The 25,110-nt window shown below is 63.7% G+C and carries 17 protein-coding genes; 5 read left to right on the top strand and 12 right to left on the bottom strand.

The window, feature by feature from the left end; all coding sequences use genetic code 11:
- Positions 1 to 124: 124 nt before the first annotated feature.
- Together ABD791_RS19715 and ABD791_RS19710 are read left to right on the top strand one after the other, a co-directional pair.
- Positions 125 to 2,707, top strand: coding sequence for a CDP-glycerol glycerophosphotransferase family protein (locus tag ABD791_RS19715; RefSeq protein WP_345069591.1), 2,583 nt, complete (start codon positions 125 to 127; stop codon positions 2,705 to 2,707).
- Positions 2,708 to 2,726: 19 nt separating this feature from the next.
- Positions 2,727 to 4,127, top strand: coding sequence for a hypothetical protein (locus tag ABD791_RS19710; protein ID WP_345069590.1), 1,401 nt, complete (start codon positions 2,727 to 2,729; stop codon positions 4,125 to 4,127).
- 40 nt (positions 4,128 to 4,167) lie between these two features.
- Here the strand turns inward: ABD791_RS19710 and ABD791_RS19705 are convergent, their stop codons facing one another.
- The 4 genes from ABD791_RS19705 to ABD791_RS19690 are packed head-to-tail and all read right to left on the bottom strand — an operon-like array spanning position 4,168 to position 8,305.
- Positions 4,168 to 4,974: an ABC transporter permease gene (locus ABD791_RS19705; RefSeq protein WP_345069589.1), complete on the bottom strand. Its 807-nt coding sequence runs from the start codon at positions 4,972 to 4,974 to the stop codon at positions 4,168 to 4,170.
- Positions 4,971 to 5,885, bottom strand: coding sequence for an ABC transporter permease (locus ABD791_RS19700; RefSeq protein ID WP_345069587.1), 915 nt, complete (start codon positions 5,883 to 5,885; stop codon positions 4,971 to 4,973). The genes ABD791_RS19705 and ABD791_RS19700 overlap by 4 nt, the downstream gene beginning before the upstream one ends.
- A 2-nt stretch (positions 5,886 to 5,887) precedes the next feature.
- A complete protein-coding gene (locus tag ABD791_RS19695; protein WP_345069586.1) occupies positions 5,888 to 7,087 on the bottom strand; it encodes an ABC transporter ATP-binding protein in 1,200 nt (399 codons plus the stop codon).
- Between the two features lie 3 nt (positions 7,088 to 7,090).
- Positions 7,091 to 8,305 (bottom strand): ABC transporter substrate-binding protein, encoded by a 1,215-nt coding sequence (locus ABD791_RS19690; protein ID WP_345069585.1) that lies wholly within the window; start codon positions 8,303 to 8,305, stop codon positions 7,091 to 7,093.
- 249 nt (positions 8,306 to 8,554) lie between these two features.
- On the opposite strand from ABD791_RS19690, the gene ald reads away from it, so the two are divergent.
- Positions 8,555 to 9,670 (top strand): alanine dehydrogenase, encoded by a 1,116-nt coding sequence (gene ald / locus ABD791_RS19685; RefSeq protein WP_345069584.1) that lies wholly within the window; start codon positions 8,555 to 8,557, stop codon positions 9,668 to 9,670.
- Positions 9,671 to 9,680: 10 nt separating this feature from the next.
- On the opposite strand, the gene ABD791_RS19680 is transcribed toward ald, so the two are convergent.
- The 8 genes from ABD791_RS19680 to ABD791_RS19645 form a co-directional block, all read right to left on the bottom strand.
- Entirely contained in the window at positions 9,681 to 10,625 is a 945-nt protein-coding gene (locus tag ABD791_RS19680; protein ID WP_345069583.1) for a class C sortase, read from the bottom strand.
- Positions 10,626 to 10,741: 116 nt separating this feature from the next.
- The gene (locus tag ABD791_RS19675; RefSeq protein ID WP_345069582.1) at positions 10,742 to 12,256 is read right to left on the bottom strand and encodes a SpaH/EbpB family LPXTG-anchored major pilin; all 1,515 of its coding nucleotides are present in this window, start codon (positions 12,254 to 12,256) and stop codon (positions 10,742 to 10,744) included.
- Between the two features lie 79 nt (positions 12,257 to 12,335).
- Positions 12,336 to 15,482, bottom strand: coding sequence for a DUF7927 domain-containing protein (locus ABD791_RS19670; RefSeq protein WP_345069581.1), 3,147 nt, complete (start codon positions 15,480 to 15,482; stop codon positions 12,336 to 12,338).
- Positions 15,483 to 15,690: 208 nt separating this feature from the next.
- Complete coding sequence (locus ABD791_RS19665) at positions 15,691 to 18,762, bottom strand: FtsK/SpoIIIE domain-containing protein (protein ID WP_345069580.1); 3,072 nt, start codon at positions 18,760 to 18,762, stop codon at positions 15,691 to 15,693.
- A gap of 137 nt (positions 18,763 to 18,899) precedes the next feature.
- Complete coding sequence (locus ABD791_RS19660; protein ID WP_345069579.1) at positions 18,900 to 19,649, bottom strand: FHA domain-containing protein; 750 nt, start codon at positions 19,647 to 19,649, stop codon at positions 18,900 to 18,902.
- A 78-nt stretch (positions 19,650 to 19,727) separates the two neighbouring features.
- Positions 19,728 to 20,534 carry a PP2C family protein-serine/threonine phosphatase gene (locus tag ABD791_RS19655; RefSeq protein ID WP_345069578.1) on the bottom strand — a complete coding sequence of 269 codons (807 nt, stop codon included), beginning with the start codon at positions 20,532 to 20,534 and terminating at the stop codon, positions 19,728 to 19,730.
- A 43-nt stretch (positions 20,535 to 20,577) separates the two neighbouring features.
- Positions 20,578 to 21,486 (bottom strand): FHA domain-containing protein, encoded by a 909-nt coding sequence (locus ABD791_RS19650; protein WP_345069577.1) that lies wholly within the window; start codon positions 21,484 to 21,486, stop codon positions 20,578 to 20,580.
- A 36-nt stretch (positions 21,487 to 21,522) separates the two neighbouring features.
- On the bottom strand, positions 21,523 to 22,959 hold the full coding sequence (locus ABD791_RS19645; protein ID WP_345069576.1) for a gamma-aminobutyraldehyde dehydrogenase: 1,437 nt from the start codon (positions 22,957 to 22,959) through the stop codon (positions 21,523 to 21,525).
- A gap of 190 nt (positions 22,960 to 23,149) precedes the next feature.
- Between ABD791_RS19645 and ABD791_RS19640 the strand changes: the two genes are divergently transcribed.
- Complete coding sequence (locus tag ABD791_RS19640; RefSeq protein ID WP_345069575.1) at positions 23,150 to 23,632, top strand: Lrp/AsnC family transcriptional regulator; 483 nt, start codon at positions 23,150 to 23,152, stop codon at positions 23,630 to 23,632.
- Between the two features lie 2 nt (positions 23,633 to 23,634).
- The gene (locus ABD791_RS19635; protein WP_345069574.1) at positions 23,635 to 25,053 is read left to right on the top strand and encodes an aspartate aminotransferase family protein; all 1,419 of its coding nucleotides are present in this window, start codon (positions 23,635 to 23,637) and stop codon (positions 25,051 to 25,053) included.
- Positions 25,054 to 25,110: the final 57 nt, after the last annotated feature.

Below are 25,110 nucleotides of genomic sequence, written 5' to 3'. Positions count from 1 at the left end.
CAGGCTTCGCCAAAAGCGCTGGGTGTAGGTTGGCGCGCACATGAAACCTGGTCACCGTGACCAGCTGCGTGGCCGGGGGTTGTGAGCCGACGGCACACGGCGACTGAGTCTGAGAGAGGTCAGAATGATACGGATCCTGAAGCAGCTGCGCCGGCGAGTTCGCCAACTGCTCCGTGCCGTTCCGGCCGAGAAATACGCGTTCTGGCGCCGCCGTCCGGTGCGGGCCCGCACCGTGCTCTACGAGTCATTCGCGGGCAACGGAATGCTGTGCAACCCGGAAGCGCTGTTCCGCGCGCTGCTCTCCGCGCCGGATCAGGCCGATCTCCTGCACATTTGGGTTCTCGACTCCCCCCGCCGACACCCGGCAATCACGGCGGAATTCGCTACACACCCCCGGGTTCGGTTCGTGCGCTATCGCTCGTCCGCCTACTTTCGGGCACTCGCCACCAGTGGATACCTGATCAACAATGCGACTTTCCCTGCCGAGTTCAGCAAACGCCCTGGCCAGACTTACCTGAACACCTGGCACGGAACCCCCTTGAAACAGATGGGCTACGACATGCCAGGCGGCGCCATCGAGGCCGCCAACACCCTGCGCAACTTCGTTGCAGCCGACTTTCTTCTCGCCGCAAACGCGTTCATGGCTGAACAGATGTATGAGAAGGCGTACAGATTGCGCGGTGCCTATCGGGGGCTGATCGTCGAGGAAGGCTACCCCCGGATCGACCGCCAGTTTCTGACCGAGGATCAACAGAGGCGCGGTCGCGAGCAACTAGCGGCGAGTGGCATTGAACTCGGCGACCTCGACACCGGCGGGCGCGAAATCGTGCTCTACGCCCCGACGTGGAAGGGCGATTCCTTCTCTACCCCCGACGACGACGTTCTTCAGCTCGTCGAAGCAGTGAGCGAGATGCAGTCACTGCTCGGCGAACGGTACGTTGTGCTCCTGAAAACGCATCAGATTGTGCATCGCTTTGCCGCGCACAATGCCGAGCTGCGGCGCATCCTGGTGTCGAATGAGATACCGAGCAATGTCGTGCTCGGGCTTAGCGCAGTGCTGATCACCGACTATTCGTCGATCTTTATCGACTACCTCCCTCTCAGCCGCCCGATCGTGTTTCTCGCCCCCGACCTTGACGACTACACGCGCACACGCGGCCTCTACTTTGAGCCAGAAGAGTGGCCGGGTGCGGTGTGCACGACTCCTGCCGAGGTGACCGCCGCGATTCTCGCCCCGCTGGATATGCCCGAGTCGGTCGCCGTCACCGCACGGGCTAGCACCTGGCGTGATCGTCTCGCCGCTCACGAAACAGGATCAAGCGCCCGCCGCGTCATCGACGTCGTCTTTCGCGGGCAGCGAAGCGGCTATCGGGTACGACCCAGCTCCCCCGACGCGCGACCGTCGGTTCTGCTCTTCATCGGTGGGATGCTACCGAACGGCATCACTGCGTCGGCGGTCAACCTGCTGAACTCGATCGATCACACCGCGCTCGATGTTTCGGTGCAGTTCGCCTATCCGCGCGGGGCCGCCCAACTGGCGAATCAGGCACTCATCAATCCTGCTGTGCGCCAGTTCATGCGTGTCGGCGGAATGAACGGCAGCAAGCTCACCCATCTGCGGCGCAAGCTCGCCGCGCGACGGGGGGATGCCGACATCCATCGCACCAATCGTGCACAGTCTGCACTCTGGGATGACGAGTGGACTCGCTGTTTCGGTGACGTGCGCTTCGACGCCGTCATCGATTTCAGCGGCTATGGCCCGTTCTGGTCGACTTTGCTGCTGCACTCCCCGCCGGCGGTGCGCTCGATCTGGCTGCACAATGACATGGCCGCCGAGGTGCACCGGCGCGTCAACGGCCGAGAGAGCATGAAGCTCACGCTGCCAGAGGTCTTCGCGCTCTACCCGGAGTTCGACCGGATCGTCTCAGTCTCGCCGGGACTCACTGAGCTCAACCGCCGGGAACTCTCCTCGTACTGCACGGCGCGACCGGAGCAGTTCGTCACGGCCCCGAATCTGATTGACGCGCGCCGCGTCGCCGCGTCGGCGGCCGTCAGTCTTCGTTCGCTGAACGAGTACCGGACGGAGATCGACAGCACCGCCGACGGCACCATTGACAGCACGGTTGACAACACGGCGACCGGCGAACCCGAATGGGTGACGCAGCTGCTCGCCGACAACGACACGGTCTGGTTTGTCACGGTCGGGAGGTTCTCGCCAGAGAAGAATCAGGCCCGACTCCTGCGCGCCTTCGCACAGGTGCACGCACGGATGCCCCAGGCCCGGTTGACAATCGTCGGCTACGGCCCGCTGCGCGCCGACCTTGAGCAGCTCGTCGATACCCTCGGAGTGCGGGGTGCCGCCTTTATCGTCGGCCCATTCGCGAATCCGTTTCCGATTCTTGCCGCGAGCGATTGTTTCGTACTGTCGAGCGACTACGAAGGGCAGCCGATGGTGATCCTTGAGGCGGCAACACTCGGACTGCCGATCGTCACCGTCGACTTCCGCTCGGTCCACGACGCGCTGCCGAACCACGCCCTGCACATCGTCGCCCAGGATGACGACGCACTGGCCCAGGGAATGCTTGAATTCATGACCGGCTCTGTCCCAGCTGGCACCCTCGACACCACTGGCTACAACGCCGCTGCACTGGCCGGGTTTCTGCGGGCCACCAGCCTCGCCACCGGCGAGATGACACGAAACAGTTGACGTGCCGGCGAGGTTGCGGATGCGCCGCTGGTCAGGTTTCACCGCCGTCACGATCCTGATCGTCGGTTCGCTGGCCTCTTGGCTCCGACTTTCCGTTGCCGCCCGCGACACCCTCTGGGCCGAAGACGCCCGCGATTTTCTCGGGGACGCCGTGCGAGACGGCCCGATTGCGGCACTGTTCACCCCATACGCCGGCTATCTGCACACGGTCCCTCGAATCATCGCCGGCGTGACCGAACAGGTCGCTCCCGTCGATGCCTGGGCGATGGCCATGGCCGGTGCGTCATGTGTCGTGGTCGGCGGTGTCGCCGCCCTGGTCTTCATTTGTGCCAGAGACAGCGTTCCCTGGGGTCCGGCCCGAGTCATCCTGGCCAGTATCACGGTGTTGATTCCGCACGCACCGCACGAGGTGCTCGGCAACACCGCGAACCTTCATTGGTACTTTCTGTGGCTGATGCCCTGGCTGCTTCTCTACCGCCCACGCAGTCGCGTCGGCGCGTGGCTACTCGGCTGCGTCACACTTCTGGCGGCACTCACAGAAATTCAAATGGTGCTCTTTCTTCCGTTGCTGCTCTGGAAGTGGCGTGATCGCCGACGGCTGCCGGTGCGCATCCTGTACCTCGTGGGCATCGGGATCCAGATCGCAACCACGCTGATCGCACCCCGCGGTGCGTCGCAGGGCGCGCCCATCGGGTTTGTCTCCCTTGTCGACGGCTATCTGATCAACGCGGTGATGACCGTGTGGTTTTCGAGCGCGCCGGCCATCGGACATCTGCTCACGACCTTCGGCTCGCTCAGCGGCGTCGTTCTGCTTCTGCCATTTTTCGCCGCGGCCGCCTGGGGCTGGTGGCGGGGCTCACCCGTGCAACGTGTGACCATCCTCACGCTGCTTCTCGGCAGCGCCGTGCTCTACGCAACAGCGGTCGAAGTCAGTCCCGGAACGTTCTACGACTATGCGTCTCTGCCGCTGAGCGACCGCGCAGACCCTTGGTTGGCTCGTTACGGCGTTGTGCCGTCGATGTTTCTGCTCGCCCTCGTTCCGCTCGCCGTCGGGGCGAGCCGCCGACGTCATCGCAGTGGCGTGGCATTCAGAGCTGTTCCTGGTGCGGCTGTGGGCTCGACTCCAACTCCGGCCACGGCTCAGACACCGACACCAACACCAACACCAACACGACGACGACGACGCGTCATCGTCTCCAGCGTTGTGCTCCTCGCATTGCTCGTGCTGATGCTCGTTCAGTTCAGCCCCCGCTCGACTCGGCGCGACGACGGGCCGCTCTGGCAGCCCCAGGTGGTTGCCGCACGCACAGTCTGCGCGAGCGAGCCGCCGACGCATGTCGTCGCCCTCGCCGGCGCCCCCGCATCCGAGTGGAAGGTCGACCTGCCCTGCAGCCGGCTCGACGCCCCACCGGGCCGCTGAGAGATCAGCCTCGGCGGTGACCGGTCACGAGCACCGGTTCTCAGCTCTGTCTGGCCAACCGTTTCTCGCGGGCAGCCTTCGAGACCTGTGTCGTCACCACGATCACCAGCGCGAAGATGAAGACCGCGGATGCGATCACGTTGGCCTCAGCCGGAATGCCTCGAGCCGCCGAGATGTAGATGTACTTCGGAAACGTCGTCACCGAGCCCGAGTTGAAGTTGGTGATGATGAAGTCGTCGAAACTCAAGGCGAACGACAGCAGTGCCGCCGCGAGAATGCCCGGCAGTAGCAACGGGAAGGTGACCCGCATGAACACCTGTGTCGGTGAGCCGTAGAGGTCTCGGCCGGCTTCCTCGAGGGCCGGGTCCAGGCTGGAGACACGCGCCTTGACCGTGACCACGACAAAGCTGATGCAGAACATCGTGTGGGCGAGAATGATCGTCAGCATCGACTTCGGCACGCCGATGGCCAGAAACTGAGCGGCCAGTCCGGCACCGAGTACGACCTCAGGCGTGGCCATCGGCAGAAACAGCAGCAGGCTCGTCTGCGACCGAAACTTGAACCGATATCGCACAATCGCAATGGCGATCATCGTGCCGAGCACGGTCGCGAACACGGTGGCGATCGCGCCGATCAACAGGCTGTTTCCGAATGCCTGGCAGACTGCGCCGTTTTGAACGGCACACACGTTCAGCCACTTGTCGAGCGTAAATCCGCGCCAGGCGATGTTCGACTTCAGCGAATCGTTGAACGAGAAGATGAAGGTGTAGACGATCGGCACCATCAAGAAGATCAGGGCGAGCGCCGAGTAGAGCGGCAGCAGCCATTTGCCCAGGGAAAATTTCACAGGAGTTCCTCCGTGCCGGCCCGCTTCACGTAGACGGTGACGATGACGAGGATGACGCTCATCAGGATGATCGACAGCGCCGCGGCCGCCGGATAGTTCAGCAACACCAGAAAGTTCGCCTCAATCACGTTTCCGACCATTTGAGTGTCTGGGCCGCCCAAGAAGTCTCGGCTGGCGTTGATGTAGTCGCCGGCGGCGGGGATGAAGGTGAGCAGGGTTCCGGCGACGATGCCCGGCATGGAGAGTGGGATCGTGACCTTGCGAAAGACCTGGAACGGGCTGGCGTAGAGGTCGTTTCCCGCCTCAAGGTAGCGCACGTCAAGCCGTTCAAGGGTTGAGTAGAGCGGCAACGTCATGAAGGGGATGAAGTTGTAGGTGAGACCGAAGATCACGGCGGCGGGGGTGCCGGTGAAGTGAGCATCCGGTGCCATCAACGACAGCGCTTTCAACGAGGTGATCACGAACGACTCATCGGAGAGCAGCTGCTTCCAGGCCAGGGTGCGCAGCAGAAAGCTGATGAAGAACGGCGCGATGACCATCACGAGCATCAGGCTCTGCAGCAACGGCCACCGTCGCGCCTTGACCCCGATGAAGTAGGCCAACGGGTAGCTGAACGCAAGCGCGAACACCGTTGCGGCGAGGGCGTAGCCGAACGAACGCAGAATGTGTGGCCAATAGGCGGTGACGACCTGAACGTAGTTTTCCCATTGGAACGCATAGCTGAACTGTCCGACGTCACCATTGACCATGGGGGTCTGAAATGAGGTCAGCAGCAACGACACGAGCGGGGTGAGAAAGAACAGAACCAGGTACAGGATGCCGGGAAGCAACAGAAAGAGCGCAATCGGACTCTTGCGTCTCTGCGCCGGTTCGACGGGCGCCGCGTTGGTCGTAAATGCCGCGAAGGCCACTTCTAGACCTCTTCCAACTCCGTGCGCAGCGCTTCACGGCGGTCCGCCGCGATGCTCTTGGTGTCGGTATCAGGCTCGAACCGCGGGGTCTCGGCCGGATCGTCATCGAGGCCGAAGCCGTGATCGATGTTCCAGCTGACCCAGACCTCAGCACCCTCATGCGCGACGGGGCCGAACGCCATGTTCTGCGCGAAGACGATCACGGAGCCAACCCCGGCCACCTCGACGAGGTACTGGGTGCTCACTCCGCTGAATGAGACGTCGACAACGCGTCCAGGCCCGAGCAGATTGCGACCCGAATCGATGACCGGGGCCTCCGTGTGCAGGCTGAGTTTCTCCGGACGCACACCGACGGTGATTTCTCCGGCGTGACGATGGGCCCGCGCCGTCGGAACCACAATGCGGGTTCCGGCGACGTCGACGGCAATCGAGGTGCTCGTGTTGCCGACAACCGGGCCAACGAACAAATTGGACTGGCCGAGAAAGTTCGCCACAAAAGTCGTCTTCGGAAGCTCGTAGAGCTGCTCTGGTGCGCCCATCTGTTCGATCTGGCCCTTGTTCATGACCGCGACGGTGTCGGCCATAGTCATGGCCTCCTCCTGGTCGTGGGTCACGTGCAAGAAGGTGAGGCCGACTTCTTCCTGAATGGTCTTCAGCTCAAGCTGCATCTGACGACGCAGCTTGAGGTCGAGGGCGCCCAACGGCTCGTCGAGCAACAAGAGGGCCGGCCGGTTCACGAGAGCCCGCGCGAGCGCAACCCGCTGCTGCTGTCCGCCCGAGAGCTGAACCGGTCTGCGGCTGGCGAGGTGGTCGAGTTCGACCAGACGCAGCGCCTCGTGAGCTTTAGCGACAGGGTCGCCGATCTTGCGGCGGCGCAGTCCGAACGCCACGTTCTCAAGAACCGTCATGTGCGGAAAGAGCGCGTAACTCTGAAACACCGTGTTCACCGGACGCTGATACGGCTTCTGACCGGTGACATCCTTGCCACCGATCAGGATGCGTCCGGCGCTCGGGTCTTCGAGACCGGCGACCAAGCGCAGCGTCGTCGTCTTGCCGCAGCCAGACGGGCCGAGGAGGGCGAAGAATGACCCGGCCGGAATCGTCAGATCGAGGTGTTCAATGGCGGTGAAGCCGGGAAACCGTTTCTGGATTCCGACCAGCTCGAGGTCGGCCCCACTCTCGGCAAATGTACCGCTCGCCACCGGTCAGGCCCCCAGCAGGATCTGCTGGAACGCAGCGTCGTACTTCTGCTCCTCGACCGGGGTGAGGTTGCGAAAGACGTGAGCGTTGGACAGCGTGTTCGTATCAGGGAAGATGAGCTGGTTGTTGGCCAGCTCAGGGTCGATGGCCATTGCTGCTTCTTTGGCACCGACGACCGGCGTGATGTAGTTCACGTACGCCGCCACCTCGGCCGCGACCTCTGGCTGGTAGTAGTAGTTGATCAGGGCCTCGGCGTTGGCCTTGCGCGGGGATCCGATCGGAACGAGAAAGTTGTCGTTCCAGAGCGTGCCGCCGGTTTCAGGGATGATGAACTCCCACTTGTCACCGTTCTCGGCGTTCAACTGGGTGATGTCCCCCGACCAGACGATGGCGGCCAAGGTGTCGCCGTTGACCAGGTCTTCTTTGTAGGAGTTGCCCTTGATATTGCGGATCTGACCATCGGTGACCTGCTTCTGCAGAATGTCGATGGCGGCGTTGTATTCGTCGTCGCCCCATTTGCCCGAGATATCGACGCCGTTGGCCTGCATGAGAACGCCCATGGTGTCGCGCATCTCGGAGAGGGTTCCGACCCGACCCTTGAGATCGGGGGCCCACAGTTCTTCGACCGAGTGCACGCCATCGGGAAGCTTCTCTTTGTTCCAGCAGATCCCGGCAAACCCGCCCTGCCAGGGCACCGACATCTTGCGGCCCGGGTCGAAGTCGACGTCGACGAGCGACGGCGTGAGATTGGCCAGGTTCGGGATGTTTGCGTGGTCCAGCTCCTGCGTGTACCCCATCCGGATCATGCGGGCGACCATCCAGTCGGTCAGACACACGGTGTCTGCACCGATGTCCTGGCCGAGTGCCAGCTGATCCTTGACCTTGCCGTAGTACGTGTTGTTGTCATCGACGGCCTCGGTATAGGCGACCTTGATGCCGGTCTCCTGGGTGAAGGCTTCCAGCGTCGGGTAGTTGCCGTCGTCATCGATATCGATGTAGAGGGCCCAGTTGTCCCAGCGGAGCGTCTTGTCAGAGGCGGATTTGTCGACCGCTGCGGTGGGCTTCGCGGCGGGAGTTCCGGTTGAGCAGGCCGCGAGCGCGAGCGCCGCCGCACCGGCTCCGGCACCGGCGAGAAGAGTGCGCCGGCCCATCCGGGAACTCTGCGCCATGCGCACAAGCTGAGCGATCATCGGATCGGCGGGCATCGGCTTCGGGCTCATGGACAGGTCTCCTCGGGGTAACGACGGGTACGATCTGTTTTCTCGCATCAGTGCAAGTGGATTGATCCTGGCACAGTCAGGGCTCTCGACAACAGAAAAACGACCAAATCGTTAACTTTCGAGACCAGAAATCGCGATATCGGCATCCAGATGCACATATTCATTCGAAATCACGCGAGGCCGGGCGTAGGCTGACTCCACGCCCAGGCAGCGTGCTGAACAGGGTCGTTTCAGAGCCGAAGGATTGATATGAAAATCGCAGTCCCCTCCGAAGTCAAGAACAACGAGTTCCGCGTCGCGATCACCCCGGCGGGCGTACATGAACTCGTCTCGCACGGACACGATGTGCTCATCGAGACCGGGGCCGGTCTCGGCTCCTCCATCCCCGATGCGAGCTATCAGGCCGCCGGCGCCACGATCCTTCCTGACGCGGCATCCACCTGGGCCGCAGCGGATGTGCTGCTCAAGGTCAAGGAGCCAGTCGCCTCCGAGTACGGCTACTTTCGCCCCGATCTCGTGCTCTTCACCTACTTGCACCTGGCGGCGGAGCCTGAGCTGACCGCAGCGCTGCTCGCCAGCGGTGTCACGGCGATTGCCTACGAGACGGTGCAGCTCCCCTCGCGCGCGCTCCCCCTGCTCGCACCGATGAGCGAGGTTGCCGGGCGCCTCGCGCCGATTGTCGGCGCCAATGTCATGCTCAAGCCCAATGGCGGGCCCGGTCTTCTCGTTCCCGGGGTTCCCGGCACCCATCCGGCCAAAATCACCGTGCTCGGTGGTGGGGTTGCCGGAACCGCGGCAATGCAAGTCGCTCTCGGACTCGGCGCTGAGGTGACCGTGCTCGATACCAATCTGTTTCGGCTGCGTGAACTCGATGCCCTGCATTTCGGCCGGGTCAAGACGATCGCGTCGAACAGCTTCGAGATCGACAAAGCCGTCGTCGATTCCGATATGGTCATCGGCTCCGTGCTGATTCCCGGCGCCAAGGCGCCCAAGTTGGTCAGCAATGAGCTGGTCTCGCGCATGAGGCCCGGCAGCGTTCTTGTCGACATTGCCGTCGACCAGGGCGGATGCTTCGCCGACTCGCATCCCACCACTCATGCCGACCCCACCTTCACCGTTCACCAGTCGCTGTTCTACTGCGTCGCGAACATGCCGGGGGCCGTGCCTCACACGTCGACCTATGCGTTGACGAACGCGACGCTGCCCTATGTGCGGGCGCTGGCCAATCGGGGCTGGAAAGATGCGCTGCGGGCCGATGCGGCGTTGGCGTTGGGACTCAACACCTTCGGCGGTGTCGTGACCAATTCCGGGGTCGCCGCGGCCAACGGGATCGACAACACAGATCTCGCACTGGTTCTCGCTTAGCCGGAAGAAATCACGTCGAGGTGTGCTGCTGGGTCGACTGGTCCTCCGGCACGTGCCCCTTCGCAGCGGGAGGCACTGGTCGCGGTTTTTCCTTGCGACGTCGGGTCAACAGCACTGCCGCAATGGCCATACCGACAATCGCGAGTGCCCACCACGGCAAGCCCGGGTCGGTGGTGTCGCTCGGTTGCGTCGTTGTTGTGGCGTCGGTTTGGGCCGGCGCTTCGATGCGCTCGCCACGCACGAGGAGTCGGTGGGTGTTCACGCCGGTCGGGGTGCAGGTGATGAGGGTGACGTAGTCATTGCCGTCAACCCGGCGGAGCGCCTCGGTTTCATCGGGCAGCACCGTGAGAATCTGGTCGACCTCGTAGTAGATGGTTTCGTTCACGACGGTGATGCTGAAGACGTCGCCCGTCTTCATCGTCTTGAGGTCGTCGAAGAGGGTCGCGGTCACAAACCCGGAATGCGCGGTCAGAACACTGTGGGTGCTTTCGCCTCCGACGGGGAGGGCCGACCCGAAGAGGTTGCCGACTCCCTTCGCGAGGGTCTCTTCACTGGTTCCGTGAAAAATGGGGAGGTGAACGTCGATGGTGGGGATGTCGATCCGGCCCATCACGCCGTCGGAGTCCAGGTTGAGTGCGGCCTCGTAGGCATCCGCCCCTGAACCGATATCCGATTGTTCGCCAGCGCTGTTGAGTGTGAACGGGTCACGGATCGGGCCAGACGGGAGTGCCGCGTTGAACGCGTGCGCGTCATCGAGCAATTTCTGTTGGTCGGCCGGTCGAAGGTTTTCAACCTGGGCCACATACCCACTGACCTCTGTCGCATGGATGCGGTCAGAGAACCACGCCGCGGCTGTCGGATACAACAGCACCGAAACTCCCACAACCGCTGTCAGCACCGTCAGCACGCGGGAGAGCGGCCAACGCCGAGCGCGACGTCGGCGCGGCCTCTTCATCTCGTCACTCTGCATCAGGTTCCTCGTTTGTCGTGGAATGGGACATGCATGGTGAGGGAGAGAACACGAATCCCACTTTCTCTCCCCCACCGTTACTCAGGGTTGTTCTGGTTCAGCTAGTTCGTTGCACGGCGTGAGCGAACGAAGAACACGACTGCTCCGGCCAAGAGCAGGCCGCCGCCGATGTACAGCGCGAGCGTTCCGGGGCCACCGGTGAAGGGCAGCTCGAAACCGGAGTTGGACGGAACGTTCACAACGTTGAGGTCGACGCCGACAGCCGTCGTCGCAGCGGTCACGAGAAAGCTGATCGGCTCGGCGAGCAGTTCGTAGCCGACGGGAGCTTTGGTCTCGACGAGGTAGTAGGTGCGGTACGCCGGGTCGTTGGTTGCCAGCGTCTTGCCGTCAGCCCAGTCCGAGTAGCGCAGCCCCGAAATTGTCAGCTCACCGTTTGCAGCAGTGACCGGGAAGACGGTCTTCCCGCCGAGGGAGACGGCGTTCGTGCCGGCCTTCGCGTTCGCCAGGCTGGTGTACACGGAGAACTCGGCACCGGTCAGCGCGGTTCCTGCCCCGTTGACCTTCTTCAGCGTGATCTCGCCCCACTTGGTGACAACTGGCGGAGTGACAACCGGGATACCGGTCGTGATGCTCGACTGGTTCGGGTAGAGGGCGGCAGTGTTCTCGATCTCACCGATCGTGTTCACTGTGGCCGACAGCACAACCTTGACGGTGCTGGTGTTGTTGGCAGCGAGAATCGCGCGGCCGGCGGTGGTGAACTCGATGCTGACCGTGTTGGTGCCGGGGGCGACGATGCCGTCGTGAACGACGGTGTAGTCCGTGCCCGCTGCGAGCGCTGGGCCGGCAGTGCCATCGCTCTTGACGAGCGTGACGACAGTCTTGTTGGCGTAGGTGAGCTTCGGGTCGAGCGTGTCAGTGATCTTGTAGCCGGTGATGGTTTCGACGCCCGCGACAACGGTGTTGTCGGGAATATCGCCTTGGATCGTGAACGTGATCTCATCGCCGAGTTTGACCCCTGCGGCATCCTGCACCGTCTTTGTCACACCCGCCTTCGAGTTTTTCGGGTATACGTGCACGTTGTAGAGCCAGTTGTCCTTGTTCGTCGGGTCCGTCAACGGAACGGAGACGAGGAACGGGGCCGCCGCCGTCACGCCGGCAGGGACACCGGTTTCGGTGACGAGGTACAGGCCGACCGGCAAGTTGCCAAACAACGCGGTGCCGCTGGCATCGGTGATCTGCGACGCTCCGGCGGCCAGGGTGAAACCGGCCGCGTTGATCGTGCCGACAGAGTCCGCCGCCTTGAACGTCGTGCTCAAGGTGTTGGCTTTCTTCCAACCGGCATTGGTGGTGAGGTCGATGGTGTTGACCTGCTGGGCCAAAAACGTGACGCCCGGAATGGCGGTCAGGCCTGTGGTGTCCACCTGGGTGCCGTTGTGGGCGAGCCCCGTCGACGTCTTCGGCTGTTCGAACTTGTGGACCGCGATGGAACCCTTCTGGGTTGCGTCGACCAGGGGTGCGGCGGATGCCGGAGCAGCGAACGTCATTGCCAGCACCGCCCCAGCGAGCACGGCTGCGGCAGCGCGCCACAGGTTCTTTTTCTTCGGGTGGGTGTTCACGGTTGTCTCTTTCTCTGTGGTGCGAATGAATGGAGCTGATGGGGTGTGAAACCAGGGGCGCAACGGCGCCGCCGGAGGCTTAGGAGGAGGCATCGCCAGAGGAGCGCCGCCGGCGGCGTTGGTTGAGATACCAGAGGGTTCCCGCCAACCCGAGCAGCAGGATGCCGCCGGCCAGGTAGGGGATGGTTCCGCTGCCACCGGATTCGGGCATCATCAAGGCGGGCACGTCGCGGACAGTGATCAGGAAGATCTTGTCGCCGTCAGTGTCTGCGACCGTCACGACGCCTCCCCCGGCACCGGGGCCTAGCGTCACGACGCCGTTTGCGGCGAGAGTGAACTGCACAGGCTCTGCCAACAGGCTGAACCCGGCGGGGGCTTTGGTTTCGGCGAGCCAGTAGGTACCGGAAGGGATGCCGACCAGCTGGAACTGGCCCGTCGCGCTCGGAACGACGGCGGTGACGCCCGTCCTTGTGTACAGTGTGCCCTTCTGGCCGGCATTGTCGTTGAAGACGGCCCAGGCGGATCCATCCATCGGAACCCACACGGCGGTGGAAGACTCACCGATCTTTTCGATCAGCAGCTTTCCCGGCGTCGTCTGCGTCGTGGTGCACGGATCGCACGTGGCGGGAGGGACGTTGCCGTCACTGGTACCGGTGACAACATTTCTCAACGTGCGAGACCAGGCATCTGCATTCACCTTCACTTGGTAGGTCAGCGTCGCCGTTGTTCCCTGCGCCAAGGTGAACGGAGCAGTGTGCAAGATGACTGGTGTGCCGGTTGGGTCGGCAACGTTCGTTGCCGCGCCGGTGCCGACGGTGAGTTTCGCCGCACCCGACACGAACGTCGCGTCGTCCAAGACATCCGTCAGCGTGTCAGTGATGATCACGCCGGTGACCGGGGCATCTTTTCCGGTCGCCGTCACCGTGTAGGTGATGACGTCGCCCGGCGAGACGATCGCGCCCGTTGCCGGAACCGAGACCTTCTTCATCGAGTACGAGCCCGTGATCGGATGCGTCGTGCACAGCACCGTCGGATCGGTGGGCACGCAGTCGGTTGGCGGAGTAGTCGTGGTCGGCGCGAGCACATTCTTCAGCACGGCGTCGCCGGTGGTGCCCGACTTCACCACAACCGTGTAGCTCACCGTGACAGTGGACTTGGCAAGGACAGACCCCGTGATGGTCAGCTTGTTGATCGGGGTCGTCGCTCGTACAACTGTCAATCCACCGGCGGGAGTGACGACGGCCGCACCCTGCCAGGTGGCATCGTCCAGCACGTTGTTCAGGGAGTCCGTGTAGTCAACGGGCACCGGCGCCGAACCGGTATTCGTGAACTTCAGGGTGTAGGTGACGGTTGACCCGGGGGCGACCGCCGTGCCGGTCGCCGGGTTGGAGATCTTCTCCACCGTCAGCTTGAGCGGGGTGTTGTAGATCGTGCAGGTGATCTGGGCCTTCGCGACGGTGTCGATGGAAAAGCCGGGTTTGGCCGCATCCGTCACGTTGGTGACCGCGACAGAAGCGCCGGTCGCCGCATTGACACAGACCGCATTCTTGCCGAGGCTGTCTGGCAGCAGCGCGTAGCCGGCCTGCTGCGTCTCCTGCACCTTCACGAGCCCGGTGGTCGCCGGGCTCGTGTAGGCGAGGCCGAAGTTGACCATGCCGTGGGAGTCGGCGGTTGTCGTCGCAGTGGCCGGTGCGTTGACCGTGACCTTGGCAGCCTCTAACGAGGTGGCGTCGAATTGCCATCCCGCCGGTGCATCGGTTGCCTGGGCGATCGTTCCACCGAGCGGGACGATCTTCTTCTGAACCTGGATGCTGCCCTGGCAGTTCGCCGTGGCGATGCCGGCCAACGCCGTTGCGGCGTCCGCGAAGCTCAGGACGTTGTAGTAATCGGAGCTCTTCGTCGTGCCCGAAACTGCACGGAGGTTGACGTCGCTGGCGAGGGTCACCGCCGTGCCGACACCGACTGCCACAATACGTGTCCCCTTGGCTTTCAGCTGGTTGGCGGAGAAGATGCCGGCATCGACGTCTTGCAGTTTGTTGTATGTGCTCGCATAGGCACTCGGGGAATTCCCCATCACGGTGGGATTGCCGTCGGTGAGCATCACGACGAGGTCATAGGCATAGCCGGAGTTGGCGGCCTCGAACAGTCCGCGGTCCCAGTTGGTTCCACCACCAGCCGCCCAGGTTGCGTATTGAGCTTTGAATGCTGTGCCCTGTGCGGCAGTGGTCACGGGCAGCGGGGTTGGTGCGTTTGTTGCGGCAGCTCCGGGACTCGCTGTCGAGAATGAGAACAGCGACATCGTTGTCGGGGTTCCTTGAAAAGCATCGACGAATTTTCCGATCGTCAGCTTGGCTTCGGCGATGCCGGTGATTCCGAGCGAACCAGAGGTGTCGACAACCATTGCGACTCGAAGACCACAGGTCTCGGGAAGATCCGGGTTGGTACGCGATTGACTCCAGATACCGGTCGTGCGAGTGACGTTTGACCCGTAGTAGCCCTCGTTGTTTCCACCCTCGCGGTTGCGCATGAACCCGCGATCGGGATCGCGCCAGGTCTGATAGTTCGGTGCGGTGACGAGCCCGCTCGGCAGTGGGGTCTGCGAGGTGTACGTCATCCCGGCGCGGAGCTCGGTGTCGGTGCGGAATCGGTACTCCCAGGTACCTTCGGGTGCGGCACCGAACGAGCCCACGCGCAGTTGCGGGTTCGAGTAGTAGCCGGTCGGCGAGGCGTCACCGGCATCCTGTGCGACCCAGAATCGGCTGTCGGCCGGAACACCGGTGGCGGAGATTGGGCCGCTCCTGATGGGAATGACGAAGTTGCAGTCCCCCGCAGCATCTGAAAGGCAGGTGGTCCACGACCAGGTTGGGTCGTATCGGGCATCCAACGACCCCTGTGTCGCGGTGTCGGTGACGATGACGCCGCCGGAAATGACCACAGTCGCCGTCGAGGCTGTGCCCGCGAAGAGGGAGAGCTTAACGCCGGCCAGCCCCGACACAGAACCATCGGACTGCCGATCGCCGCCGACCTTCACAGTGATCACCGCTTGGTTGGCTGTCGGCACGGTGACGGCGGCCTCCGCGACATCAGGAGCACTCAGAGGGGCGACAGCGAGAAGGGCGCCGGCGAGCAATGGGATCACCGTGGCAAACGAAATCATCGAGCGTCGGCGCACACGGCGGCGCGAACGCGCACGTTCGTCTCGTCGTGTCTTGATCTGCTCAGACATTCGTTCTCATCCCCTTCGCCATGAAAGTGACTGTGCTCAGTCGTCAGCGGTGACGGCGCAGATTTCACGCGGTTGCTGATTGCTTTCATCGAGGAGACGCGGTTCATCGCGATTAATTACGCGGAACTCAGAAACTTAATGAGGTTTCTTTATAAAATCGTTTGTCCATACCCTCAACGGGGGGATGATTCCTCAAGCCTCACCTCGCTCACCCCGGCATCACCCCGCGTCGAACCGTGCCATCGGGGTCGCTCAGCCAGAGATGCCCGCGGGAGGGTGCGAGCGGCGGCGGGAGCTGACGACGCCGATTGATCTGTCGAAAGTCGGCCAGGCTACAGCCGTCGAACACCATCGTTGCCCGAGGTCGGAGGGCCTGGAGCAGCGCCCACTCCGTTTGCCAGGCGTCGACATCGCCGACGAAGACGGTGGACCCTGCAGCTCGGCCGACCTCGAGTTTCCCCGCCCCTGCGCCGATTCCGGCGAGTTCGACGACTACCCCCTGACCGGCGAGCGCAAAACGGCGAAATCGTTCGGCGCACTGAGCGGGTGCCCCCGCCACGACGATGAGGTTGTGCGTCGGCGCTCCGAAGGGAGCGAGCGGGAGTGCGGCGCCTGGTGCCGCTGGTTCGGATGCTTCCGCGGCGGGAGCCGCAGTTACGGGTGGTGCTGCCTCGGCCCTTGCAACTGCGGTTGTTGCTGCTGCGGATGTCGCTCCCTCGCCTCGCAGGTCGCCATCGGTCGAGGTGAGCAGTTGGATACGTCGCTCCCGCCACACCCCTCCACCCGGCGGCAGAGCAGGATCGAACCGCTCAGCGAGGCCTCCGGCAGCCAGGTAGTCCTCTCTACTTGCCATCCGCAGAAGGAGACTGCTCGGGCAGAGCGTCGGCAGCAGTTGCAGACCGTTGGCCACCCGTTGTGTGGACACGATGCAGGTGATTCTGGCCGCGGCGCCATCGCGCAGCACAGCGGCCAGCAGATCGAGAGCGGCCTGCCGGTGTTCGGGCTCCCAGCGCGCCAGCACAGAGTCGAAGTCGTCGAAGAGTAGAAGCAGTGCCCTGCCCATCCCCCGTTCTGCTCCGTCCGGTCCCGTCGTCTTGCGTGCGGCATCGCCGTTCTGACCAGCGGACCTCCGGTGGGCGAATTCGAGCAGATCCCAGGCCCGTTCGACGTCGGCGCCGACCCTCTCGACGGCGAGGCCGGCGGCCAGTGCCTCCCTCTCGATGAGAGCAAGGGCCGCGGATTTTCCGGAACGTGCTGACCCGAGCACCAGCAGGTGCCCGTCGACGGTGGGACTGTAGCGCGCGACACGGTAGCGCTGGTGCTCCGGCTCGTCGAGCAGACCAAGCGTGAGTGCGGTCGCCCCCGACGTCAGGGTAGCGTCGGAACCCGCGGAGTCGAAAACCGCGGCGTCGGAACCCGTGGTGTTGGATTCGGAGGCGTCGTATTCAGCTGCTCCGACGATCTGACGCATCAGTGTGGCGGTCAACTCCGTCGGAAGCGGTTGCAGCCAGGGTCGCCGGGCGGGCGGGCGACCACGGTGAGCAGCGACGATCCCTGCCAGGTCATCCTGATCTGTTGTCGCGATCTGGCAGAGCGTCGCCTCGCCCTCAGCCGTGTCGACGAGCGCCCGCCCCGGAGACGTCGCTGGTAGCCCGGCGGCGGCATCCGTGCCGAGAAGGGCCAGGCTGTCGGCCCGGTTGTTGACCCTGAGCGAGATGGGCAGACTGCAATTGGCCAGCAATGCATCGCGAACGACTCCGGCCGGCCGCTGCGTGCACAGAATCAGGTGCACGCCGAGAGATCTCCCCCGGGCAGCGATGTCGACGAACAGTGTGTGAAGAGCGGGAAAGGCGTCGAGCATGGTGGCGAACTCGTCGACCACGATCACGAGCCGGGGCATCCCCGGTGCCGGGAGATCATCGATGTCGCGCGCCTCAGCGTCACGCAGGACGCGTTCCCGATGACGCAGCTCTGCCGCCAGGCTGTGCAGCGCCCGTGTCGCCTCCCCCGCTTCAAGATCAGTGACCAATCCGACGCAGTGCGGCAACGCGACGAGCGGTGCGAATGCGGCACCCCCCTTGAAATCAATGAGGAGAAAATTCAGGCGGTGCACGGATCGAGTCGCGGCCATCGCCAGAATCCAGGTCACCAACAGTTCGCTCGTGCCGCTTCCGGTGGTGCCGCCGATCACAGCATGCGGTCCGTTGCGCACGAGATCGACGGAGAGCGCGCCGTGCTCGCCGTAGCCGATCGTGCACCCCAGTCCCTGCAGTTGAAGCGCTTGCTGATCGAGCGAGCTGAATGGCACTGCCTCTGGCAGCCTGCTCTGCGCCGGCAGAAGACCCGATACCAGCGCCTGCTGTCGGAGCACCGCCGCGAATCGGCCCGCCTCCGCCGTCGCGATGAGTTCGGGTCGAAAGACCAATCCTCGCGGCAGCACTGCCGAACGCACGACCTCAGCGCGGTCGGGCCCGTGAACCTGCACGATAGTGTCACAGCCCGGCGGAAGCGCAGTGACGTGCGAGGCCACCGCGATCAGCATCCGCTCACCCGCACCCCGGATGCAGGGTTCGCCGTGCTCCCAGACCGTCAGATCGCGGTCCGCCGTGGCCGAATCGGCATGCGGCAGCAGGCTTGCCCATTCCCAGCCGCTGGAGGCAGCATTGAACCCGCATCGCGTCGGGGGCAGCGCAGTGCACAGCTGGATGACGAGTGCGCGCGCCAGCGCCCGGGCAAGTGGAACTGAACCAACCACTCCGATCCCGTGCATCGCGTCGACGACGATCGGAGCCTCAGTCAGTGTGGCAATCTCGAGCGAGAGTGCCCGGTGCTCCGGAGTCGTGTCAGCACCGTCAACGCGCAGTCCCCCATCAATCGATCCGCAACCGACGCTCACCTCCGTCATTCCGTCCGACGGCCAGTAGGCCGTTCGGTCGTGGGCAGCGAGGATGCTGGCTGCCGACGGCGTGCGCTCCCAACTCTCGATGCGAAGCTGCGCCTGCTGTTCAGCGGCGAGAACACGCAGCTCTGCAATGGCTGCATCGTATGCAGCGGCACCCTGGCGCCGGGCGCGCCGACGCGTGCGACGTCCGTCAAGCAGACCTGCGACCGCCATTATCGGGCTGAGTCCGGCAAAGACCAGCGCGAACACCGAGCCCGTGAGGCCCCAGATCACCGCGGCAGCGGCGAGCGGCGCGACGCTGGCGATCAGCGGAAATCCGGCAGGTGCCGGCTCAGCAGGCAGGGCGGGCAGCCGAAGCGGAGAAAGAGGGTGGCTCACCCCACCACATCATCAGCTGCCCGGATGCGTTGCTCTCGTGTTCGCATCTCGGTGGAGGAATCCGGATGCGGACAAGGTGGGGAGGGAGCAGAAGCGACAGCCGAAACCACGGCCGGCGAGGTTTAGCCCAGCGCGACTCAGCCCAGAATGAAGAACTGGTCGCCGATCTCCACGCGGGAGCCTCTGGCTACCAGGTAGCGTCGGCCGGGTTCGCACCGCAACACCGAGTCGTCCTGTCGCCTGATCACTGTGCCGTTGCCCGACATCCGGTCGTTGATCCAGAATTCGCCGTTGTGTTGACCGAACTCCAGATGCGATTTCGACACGGACATGCTCACGTCGTGAATCTGCACGAAGTGGTCGAATGTCTCGTCGGGCTGCGCGTTGGGGCGACGGCCGAGCAGACCGGTTCCGGCCACAACGACGTGCTCCCCTGTGCTGAACTGCAGCACGAAATGAGCTGCGGGCGCGGTCTCGGCCGGCTCCGATGCGACCGCCGCACAAGCGACCGGCTCGGGTTCCGCCGGGGCAACGGCTACCGGTTCGACACCGGCAGGCTCCGCGGCGACCCGCTCGACAGTGACGGGGACGACGGCAACCGGCTCGGCGCGAGTCGGCTCCGACTCCACCGACCGCTCAGGGAGCGAAACGTGCGGCGCCTGACGCGCGGGTGCGACGACCGGCGTTGCTGCCAACGCGTCGTCGGGCATCCGATAGGGAATCGAGAAGACTGCAGACTGCGGCGGCAGCGGCTGAATGATGCTGGTGTCGCCCATCGAGGTCTCTGACCGCTTGCGGCTGAACGGCGTCGCAGTGGTTGAACTACCGCACTCACCGCAGAACATGGCACGATCGGGCAGAGAAGCCCCACAGATCTGGCAGGTCATCGCGCGGTTCCTCTCCGGTTCGATCACTGTCTTCTCAGCGTACCGACCATTCGAGCGTCAGGTTCTGTCGACGCGCGTTCAGCTCTCGGGCTGCGCAGCCGACGAGGCGACCTCGAGCACGTCGACGACGATGACTGTCACGTTGTCGCGACCACCGTTCTCGAGCGCTGCGGCGACGAGCGCGTCGACGGCGTCTTGCGCATTCGGATTGCTGATCAGAAAATGACGGATGCCGTAGGCAGTGAGCTCTTTGGTCAATCCGTCTGAACAGACCAAGAGACGCATGCCGGCCTGCACCGGCAGGATGCGGTAGTCGGGGATCGGAGGCTCGTGAAACCCCACAGCCCGGGTGATGACGTTTCCTTGTGGGTGCACATCCGCTTCTTCGCGGGTGATGCGTCCGGAATCGACGAGCTCCTGCACAACCGAGTGGTCGACGGTGACCTGTTCGAGCACTCCGGAGACGAGCTGGTAGACACGGGAATCGCCGATATTGAAAACGATCCAGGCTGCGGCATCCGACACGATGCCGAGTCCGACACCGGTTGCAGTGGTGCCGGTGCCCTGATCCGTGACACCGACGCCCTTGGCCATGTCTTCGACGGCCAGGCTCAGCGAGGCGGCGATGGCTTCGGCAGTGACGGTGGTCTCTCCACCATGCTCGGCGAGCCGGGTGACGACGGCCGCGCTGGCCACGTCGCCGGCCGAGTGACCACCCATGCCGTCGGCCACCGAGAAGATGGGCGGGAGGGCGACGAAGCTGTCTTCGTTGGCCTCGCGACGGTGCCCGGTATCGGTGCGCGATGCCCAGGCCAGGGTGAGTGTTGTCTCGACCGAGGGCAAGACAATCGTGTGGCTGAGTGAGCCTTGACCGATCTGGGTCACGGGTGGTGCCTTCCGACTACGCCTCATACGCCACATCAACGGGTTACCGTTCGCTCGCGGGGAGGATCTCGACGATATTACCGTCCCCGACGTCTACCCTCGTACCGGGCGCCGCTTCCGTCGCCACACCGGGGCGCATCCGCTCGCTGCGACCATCGGAGTAGGTGAGGGTCGAACCGTTTGTGGAATCGAGGTCTGTCACCATAACCCTGCCACCGTTGAGACGGATTTCAAGGTGCGTCGCCGAGACCGCGGAGGTGGCTGAGGCGAGCGGGATGAGCGCGATCTTGTCGGTCTTCGCGCCGGTGCTCTGATCCAGTTGCCGCGGGCGCCGCCCGAGCAGAAAGACCGAATCGATGCGACGCTCATCGCCGGCAGGCAGACGAAGGCCGTACCAGACGCCGTCCATTGTCGGCTGCGCTCGGGACGTGTCGGTGCGGTGATCGAGCGCGGCGACACCGGCTCCCTCGCCCGCGGCATCGTTCAGAGACCAGGCGAGTGAGGAGCCAGAGACGGTTCCGATTCCGATGGGCACGCCCCGTGCCGGCCGGGCCGTCGGGCCCGCGCTCTCTGCCGCGTCTGCCGGAACGATGTCGATGCCGACGACAGCCTGAAACTCTGCAAGAAGCCAGGGGCGGATGCCGCGGTCGCTGAATCGGCGCGAACCACCCACCGAATAGACCTCGGCGGCGATATCGCCTCTGACCACGATCGAGACGGGAACTCCGTCGTCATCGACCGGTTCCCCCGCAACGATGACGACGAAGCTCTCGATCTTGTGCTCACCGGCCAGCGGCAGCAGGGCGACAAGCGACTCCAGCTTCACAACCGGCAGGGTCACCTCAGCGCTCAGCTTCTCAATGACAGCAGCCGGCGCATCAACCGGGACTGCCGCGAGAAACCCCTGGCCAACGACGAACGTCCACTGTGCGCGATGACCGGGTGCGAGCATGCACCTGACGGTTCCCTGCATAATCTGCGGCTCGCCTTACGAACCGATGTAGGACATGACGTGCTTGATCCGCGTGTAGTCCTCGAAGCCATACATCGAGAGGTCTTTGCCGTAGCCGGAGTGTTTGAATCCGCCGTGAGGCATCTCGGCGACGATCGGAATGTGCGTGTTGATCCAGACACAACCGAAGTCGAGGTGCTTGGCGAAGCGCATGGCGCGACCGTGGTTGGCGGTCCAGACCGAGGAAGCCAGGCCGTACTGCACATCGTTGGCCCAGCGCAGTGCTTCGGCCTCATCGGTGAACCGCTGCACCGTCATCACCGGTCCGAAGATCTCCTGCTGCACGGCCTCATCGGCCTGGGTGAGACCGCTGACGATCGTGGCTTCGTGAAAGTAGCCGGTGCTGCCCTGGCGGTGCCCGCCGAGCTGGACCACAGCGTGATCGGGAAGACGATCGATGAACCCGGTGACCTGGGCCAGCTGGTTCACGTTGTTCACCGGGCCGAAGAGGTTTCCTGACTCATGCGGGGCTCCCGTCTTCGCGTTCTCCTTGGCATGGGCGGCGAGCGCCGCCACGAATTCGTCGTGGATTCCGCTCTGCACGAGAACCCGCGTCGCGGCGGTGCAGTCCTGGCCGGCATTGAAGAATCCGGCGGCGACGATGCCGGCGACGGCGGAGGGGATGTCGGCGTCATCGAACACGATGACGGGGGCCTTGCCGCCGAGCTCAAGGTGCACCCGCTTGAGATCGAAGGATGCCGCCTTCGCGACCTCCATGCCGGCACGCACCGATCCGGTGATAGAGACGAGCTGCGGCGTCTTGTGGTCGATCATCGCAGCGCCGGTGTTGCGGTCACCGGTGACGACGTTGAGAACGCCGGCGGGGAGGAACTCCGCTGCGACCTCCGCCAGCAGCAAGGTGGCGCTCGGCGTGGTGTCTGAGGGCTTCAACACCGTCGTGTTTCCGGCGGCGATGGCCGGGGCGAACTTCCAGACCGCCATGTTGAGCGGGTAGTTCCACGGCGCAACCTGGCCGACGACACCGATCGGCTCGCGACGGATGATCGAGGTGTGGTCCTTCATGTACTCGCCGGCCGACTTGCCCTCGAGGTTGCGCGCGGCTCCCGCAAAGAAACGGATCTGATCGACCGAGAGCAGAATTTCATCTTCGACAAGGGTTCCACGTGGCTTGCCGGTGTCCTGCGACTCAGCGTCGGCGAACTCCTCGGCACGTGCCTCCATGGCATCCGCAATGCGGAACAGTGCCAGCTGACGTTCACTGGGGGTCGACTCACCCCAGATTTCGAAGGCGTTGCTCGCTGCGACATAGGCGTCGTTGACGTCGGCGGCACTGGATACGGGACTCGTGGCGTACACGGCTTCGGTCGCCGGATCGATCAGGTCAAGCCGTGCCGTAGATTTCGACTCGACGTACTCTCCGTTGATGAAGTTGCGCAGTTCTCGCGTGCTCATGATTCCAGGCTCCCTGTGTCTTGGCCGCTGCGTGGTGGCCACATGGGCGCAGAACTGACCGCGCCGTCCCGTTCATTCTAAGGGGGGCATCCTGATTCACAGGAGTGAATTTCTGTGGAATTCGCAGCATTTTTGCGTTTGAACCACGGAATCACTTGCCGAAGGGCACTCTCGCTGACACAATCGATGCATGAACTCACAAGGCCGTGTTCCGGCAGGCAAGCCGGTGCAGCTTGACGATGTCTCCAAGAAGATCATCGAGCAGCTGCAATCCGACGGTCGTCGTTCCTACGCAGAAATTGGAAAGGCCGTGGGGCTGAGCGAAGCCGCCGTGCGGCAACGGGTGCAGAAGCTGACGGAAGCCGGCGTGATGCAGGTCGTCGCGGTCACCGACCCGATGCAGCTGGGTTTCTACCGCCAGGCGATGATCGGCATCCGGGCCACCGGCGACACCCGCGTGCTCGCCGACCAGCTGGCGGCGATTCCGGCCGTCGACTACGTGGTTCTCACGGCCGGGTCCTTCGACATCCTCGCCGAGGTCGTCTGCGAAGACGACGACGAGCTGCTCACGCTTCTCAACTTGAAGATTCGCAACCTTGAAGGAGTTGCCTCCACTGAAACTTTTGTCTATCTCAAACTCCACAAACAGCTCTACAACTGGGGAACACGATAAAAATGACTAAATCAGAACCGAGAATCTACAGCGACGCCGAAAATGCAGCGATGCAGCAGAAGGCCAAAGACCACCTCTGGATGCATTTCGCACGCCAGTCGGTGATGGAAACCGGTGGCGGCGTTCCGATCATCACCAAGGGTGAGGGTCACCACATCTGGGACTCACGCGGCAAGAAGTACATCGACGGGCTCAGCGGCCTCTTCGTCGTCAACGCCGGACACGGCCGCACCCGTCTCGCCGAGGTAGCCAAGAAGCAGGCAGAAGAACTCGCGTTCTTCCCGATCTGGTCATATGCACACCCGAACGCGATCGACCTGGCCGACCGTCTGGCCGACTACGCGCCCGGCGACCTCAACCGTGTCTTCTTCTCGACCGGTGGCGGCGAGGCTGTCGAGACCGCGTTCAAGCTCGCGAAGTACTACTGGAAGCTGCAGGGACGCCCGACCAAGCACAAGGTCATCTCTCGCAACGTCGCCTACCACGGCACCCCGCAGGGCGCCCTGGCCATCACGGGAATCCCCGCGATGAAGGAGATGTTCGAGCCGGTGACCCCCGGTGGTTTCCGGGTGCCGAACACGAACTTCTACCGCGCCGACGAGATGGCCCCCGGCCTCGGCCTCGGTGACGACCTCGAGACGTTCGGCCTCTGGGCAGCGAACCGCATCGAAGAGATGATCCAGTTCGAGGGCCCGGAGACTGTCGCGGCGGTGTTCCTTGAGCCGGTGCAGAACTCAGGTGGCTGCTTCCCGCCTCCCCCCGGTTACTTCAAGCGCGTGCGCGAGATTTGCGATAAGTACGACGTGCTGCTCGTGGCCGACGAGGTCATCACCGCCTTCGGCCGCATCGGAAACATGTTCGCGTCGACGACATTCGGCATCGAGCCCGACATGATCACCTGCGCAAAGGGCATGACGAGCGGCTACTCGCCGATCGGCGCGACCATCGTCAGTGAAAAGATCTACGAACCGTTCAAGCACGGCGACACGGCGTTCTACCACGGCTACACCTTTGCCGGTCACCCGGTGTCGTCGGCTGTGGCACTGGCCAACCTCGACATCTTCGAAGAAGAGAAGCTCAACGAGAACGTGCGCGAGAACTCGCCGATCTTCAGGGCCGAACTCGAGAAGCTGCTCGACCTGCCCATTGTCGGTGACGTGCGTGGTGAGGGTTACTTCTTCGGCATCGAGCTGGTCAAGGACAAGGCGACCAAGGAGACGTTCAACGACGAAGAGTCGGAACGACTGCTGCGCGGGTTCTTGTCGAAGGCGCTCTTCGACGCGGGACTCTACTGCCGTGCCGACGACCGGGGAGACCCCGTCGTACAGCTCGCTCCCCCGCTGACCATCGGTCCGTCGGAGATTCGCGAGATCGGGCAGATCCTCAACGAGGTTCTCACCGAGGCGTCGAACCACCTCTAGTCGTCACCTCCTCGCCGAGAATCGCCGTTTCTTCCCAGCGTCGCCGTTCCAACGGCG

This window comes from Glaciibacter kafniensis (assembly GCF_039538945.1).
GTDB classification, from domain to species: Bacteria; Actinomycetota; Actinomycetes; order Actinomycetales; family Microbacteriaceae; genus Cryobacterium; species Cryobacterium kafniensis.
The sequence above is the reverse complement of the archived record's forward strand: the minus strand, read 5'-3'. Positions and strand labels throughout refer to the sequence as shown.

What these genes read in the sequence shown, in the direction of transcription:
- ABD791_RS19690 (WP_345069585.1), bottom strand. Translation starts at nt 8,305, where the DNA reads ATGAGCCCGAAGCCGATGCCCGCCGATCCGATGATCGCTCAGCTTGTG.
- ABD791_RS19645 (WP_345069576.1), bottom strand. Translation starts at nt 22,959, where the DNA reads ATGAGCACGCGAGAACTGCGCAACTTCATCAACGGAGAGTACGTCGAG.
- ABD791_RS19680 (WP_345069583.1), bottom strand. Translation starts at nt 10,625, where the DNA reads ATGAAGAGGCCGCGCCGACGTCGCGCTCGGCGTTGGCCGCTCTCCCGC.
- ald (WP_345069584.1), top strand. Translation starts at nt 8,555, where the DNA reads ATGAAAATCGCAGTCCCCTCCGAAGTCAAGAACAACGAGTTCCGCGTC.
- ABD791_RS19650 (WP_345069577.1), bottom strand. Translation starts at nt 21,486, where the DNA reads ATGCTCGCACCCGGTCATCGCGCACAGTGGACGTTCGTCGTTGGCCAG.
- ABD791_RS19635 (WP_345069574.1), top strand. Translation starts at nt 23,635, where the DNA reads ATGACTAAATCAGAACCGAGAATCTACAGCGACGCCGAAAATGCAGCG.
- ABD791_RS19660 (WP_345069579.1), bottom strand. Translation starts at nt 19,649, where the DNA reads ATGACCTGCCAGATCTGTGGGGCTTCTCTGCCCGATCGTGCCATGTTC.
- ABD791_RS19710 (WP_345069590.1), top strand. Translation starts at nt 2,727, where the DNA reads ATGCGCCGCTGGTCAGGTTTCACCGCCGTCACGATCCTGATCGTCGGT.
- ABD791_RS19640 (WP_345069575.1), top strand. Translation starts at nt 23,150, where the DNA reads ATGAACTCACAAGGCCGTGTTCCGGCAGGCAAGCCGGTGCAGCTTGAC.
- ABD791_RS19670 (WP_345069581.1), bottom strand. Translation starts at nt 15,482, where the DNA reads ATGTCTGAGCAGATCAAGACACGACGAGACGAACGTGCGCGTTCGCGC.
- ABD791_RS19715 (WP_345069591.1), top strand. Translation starts at nt 125, where the DNA reads ATGATACGGATCCTGAAGCAGCTGCGCCGGCGAGTTCGCCAACTGCTC.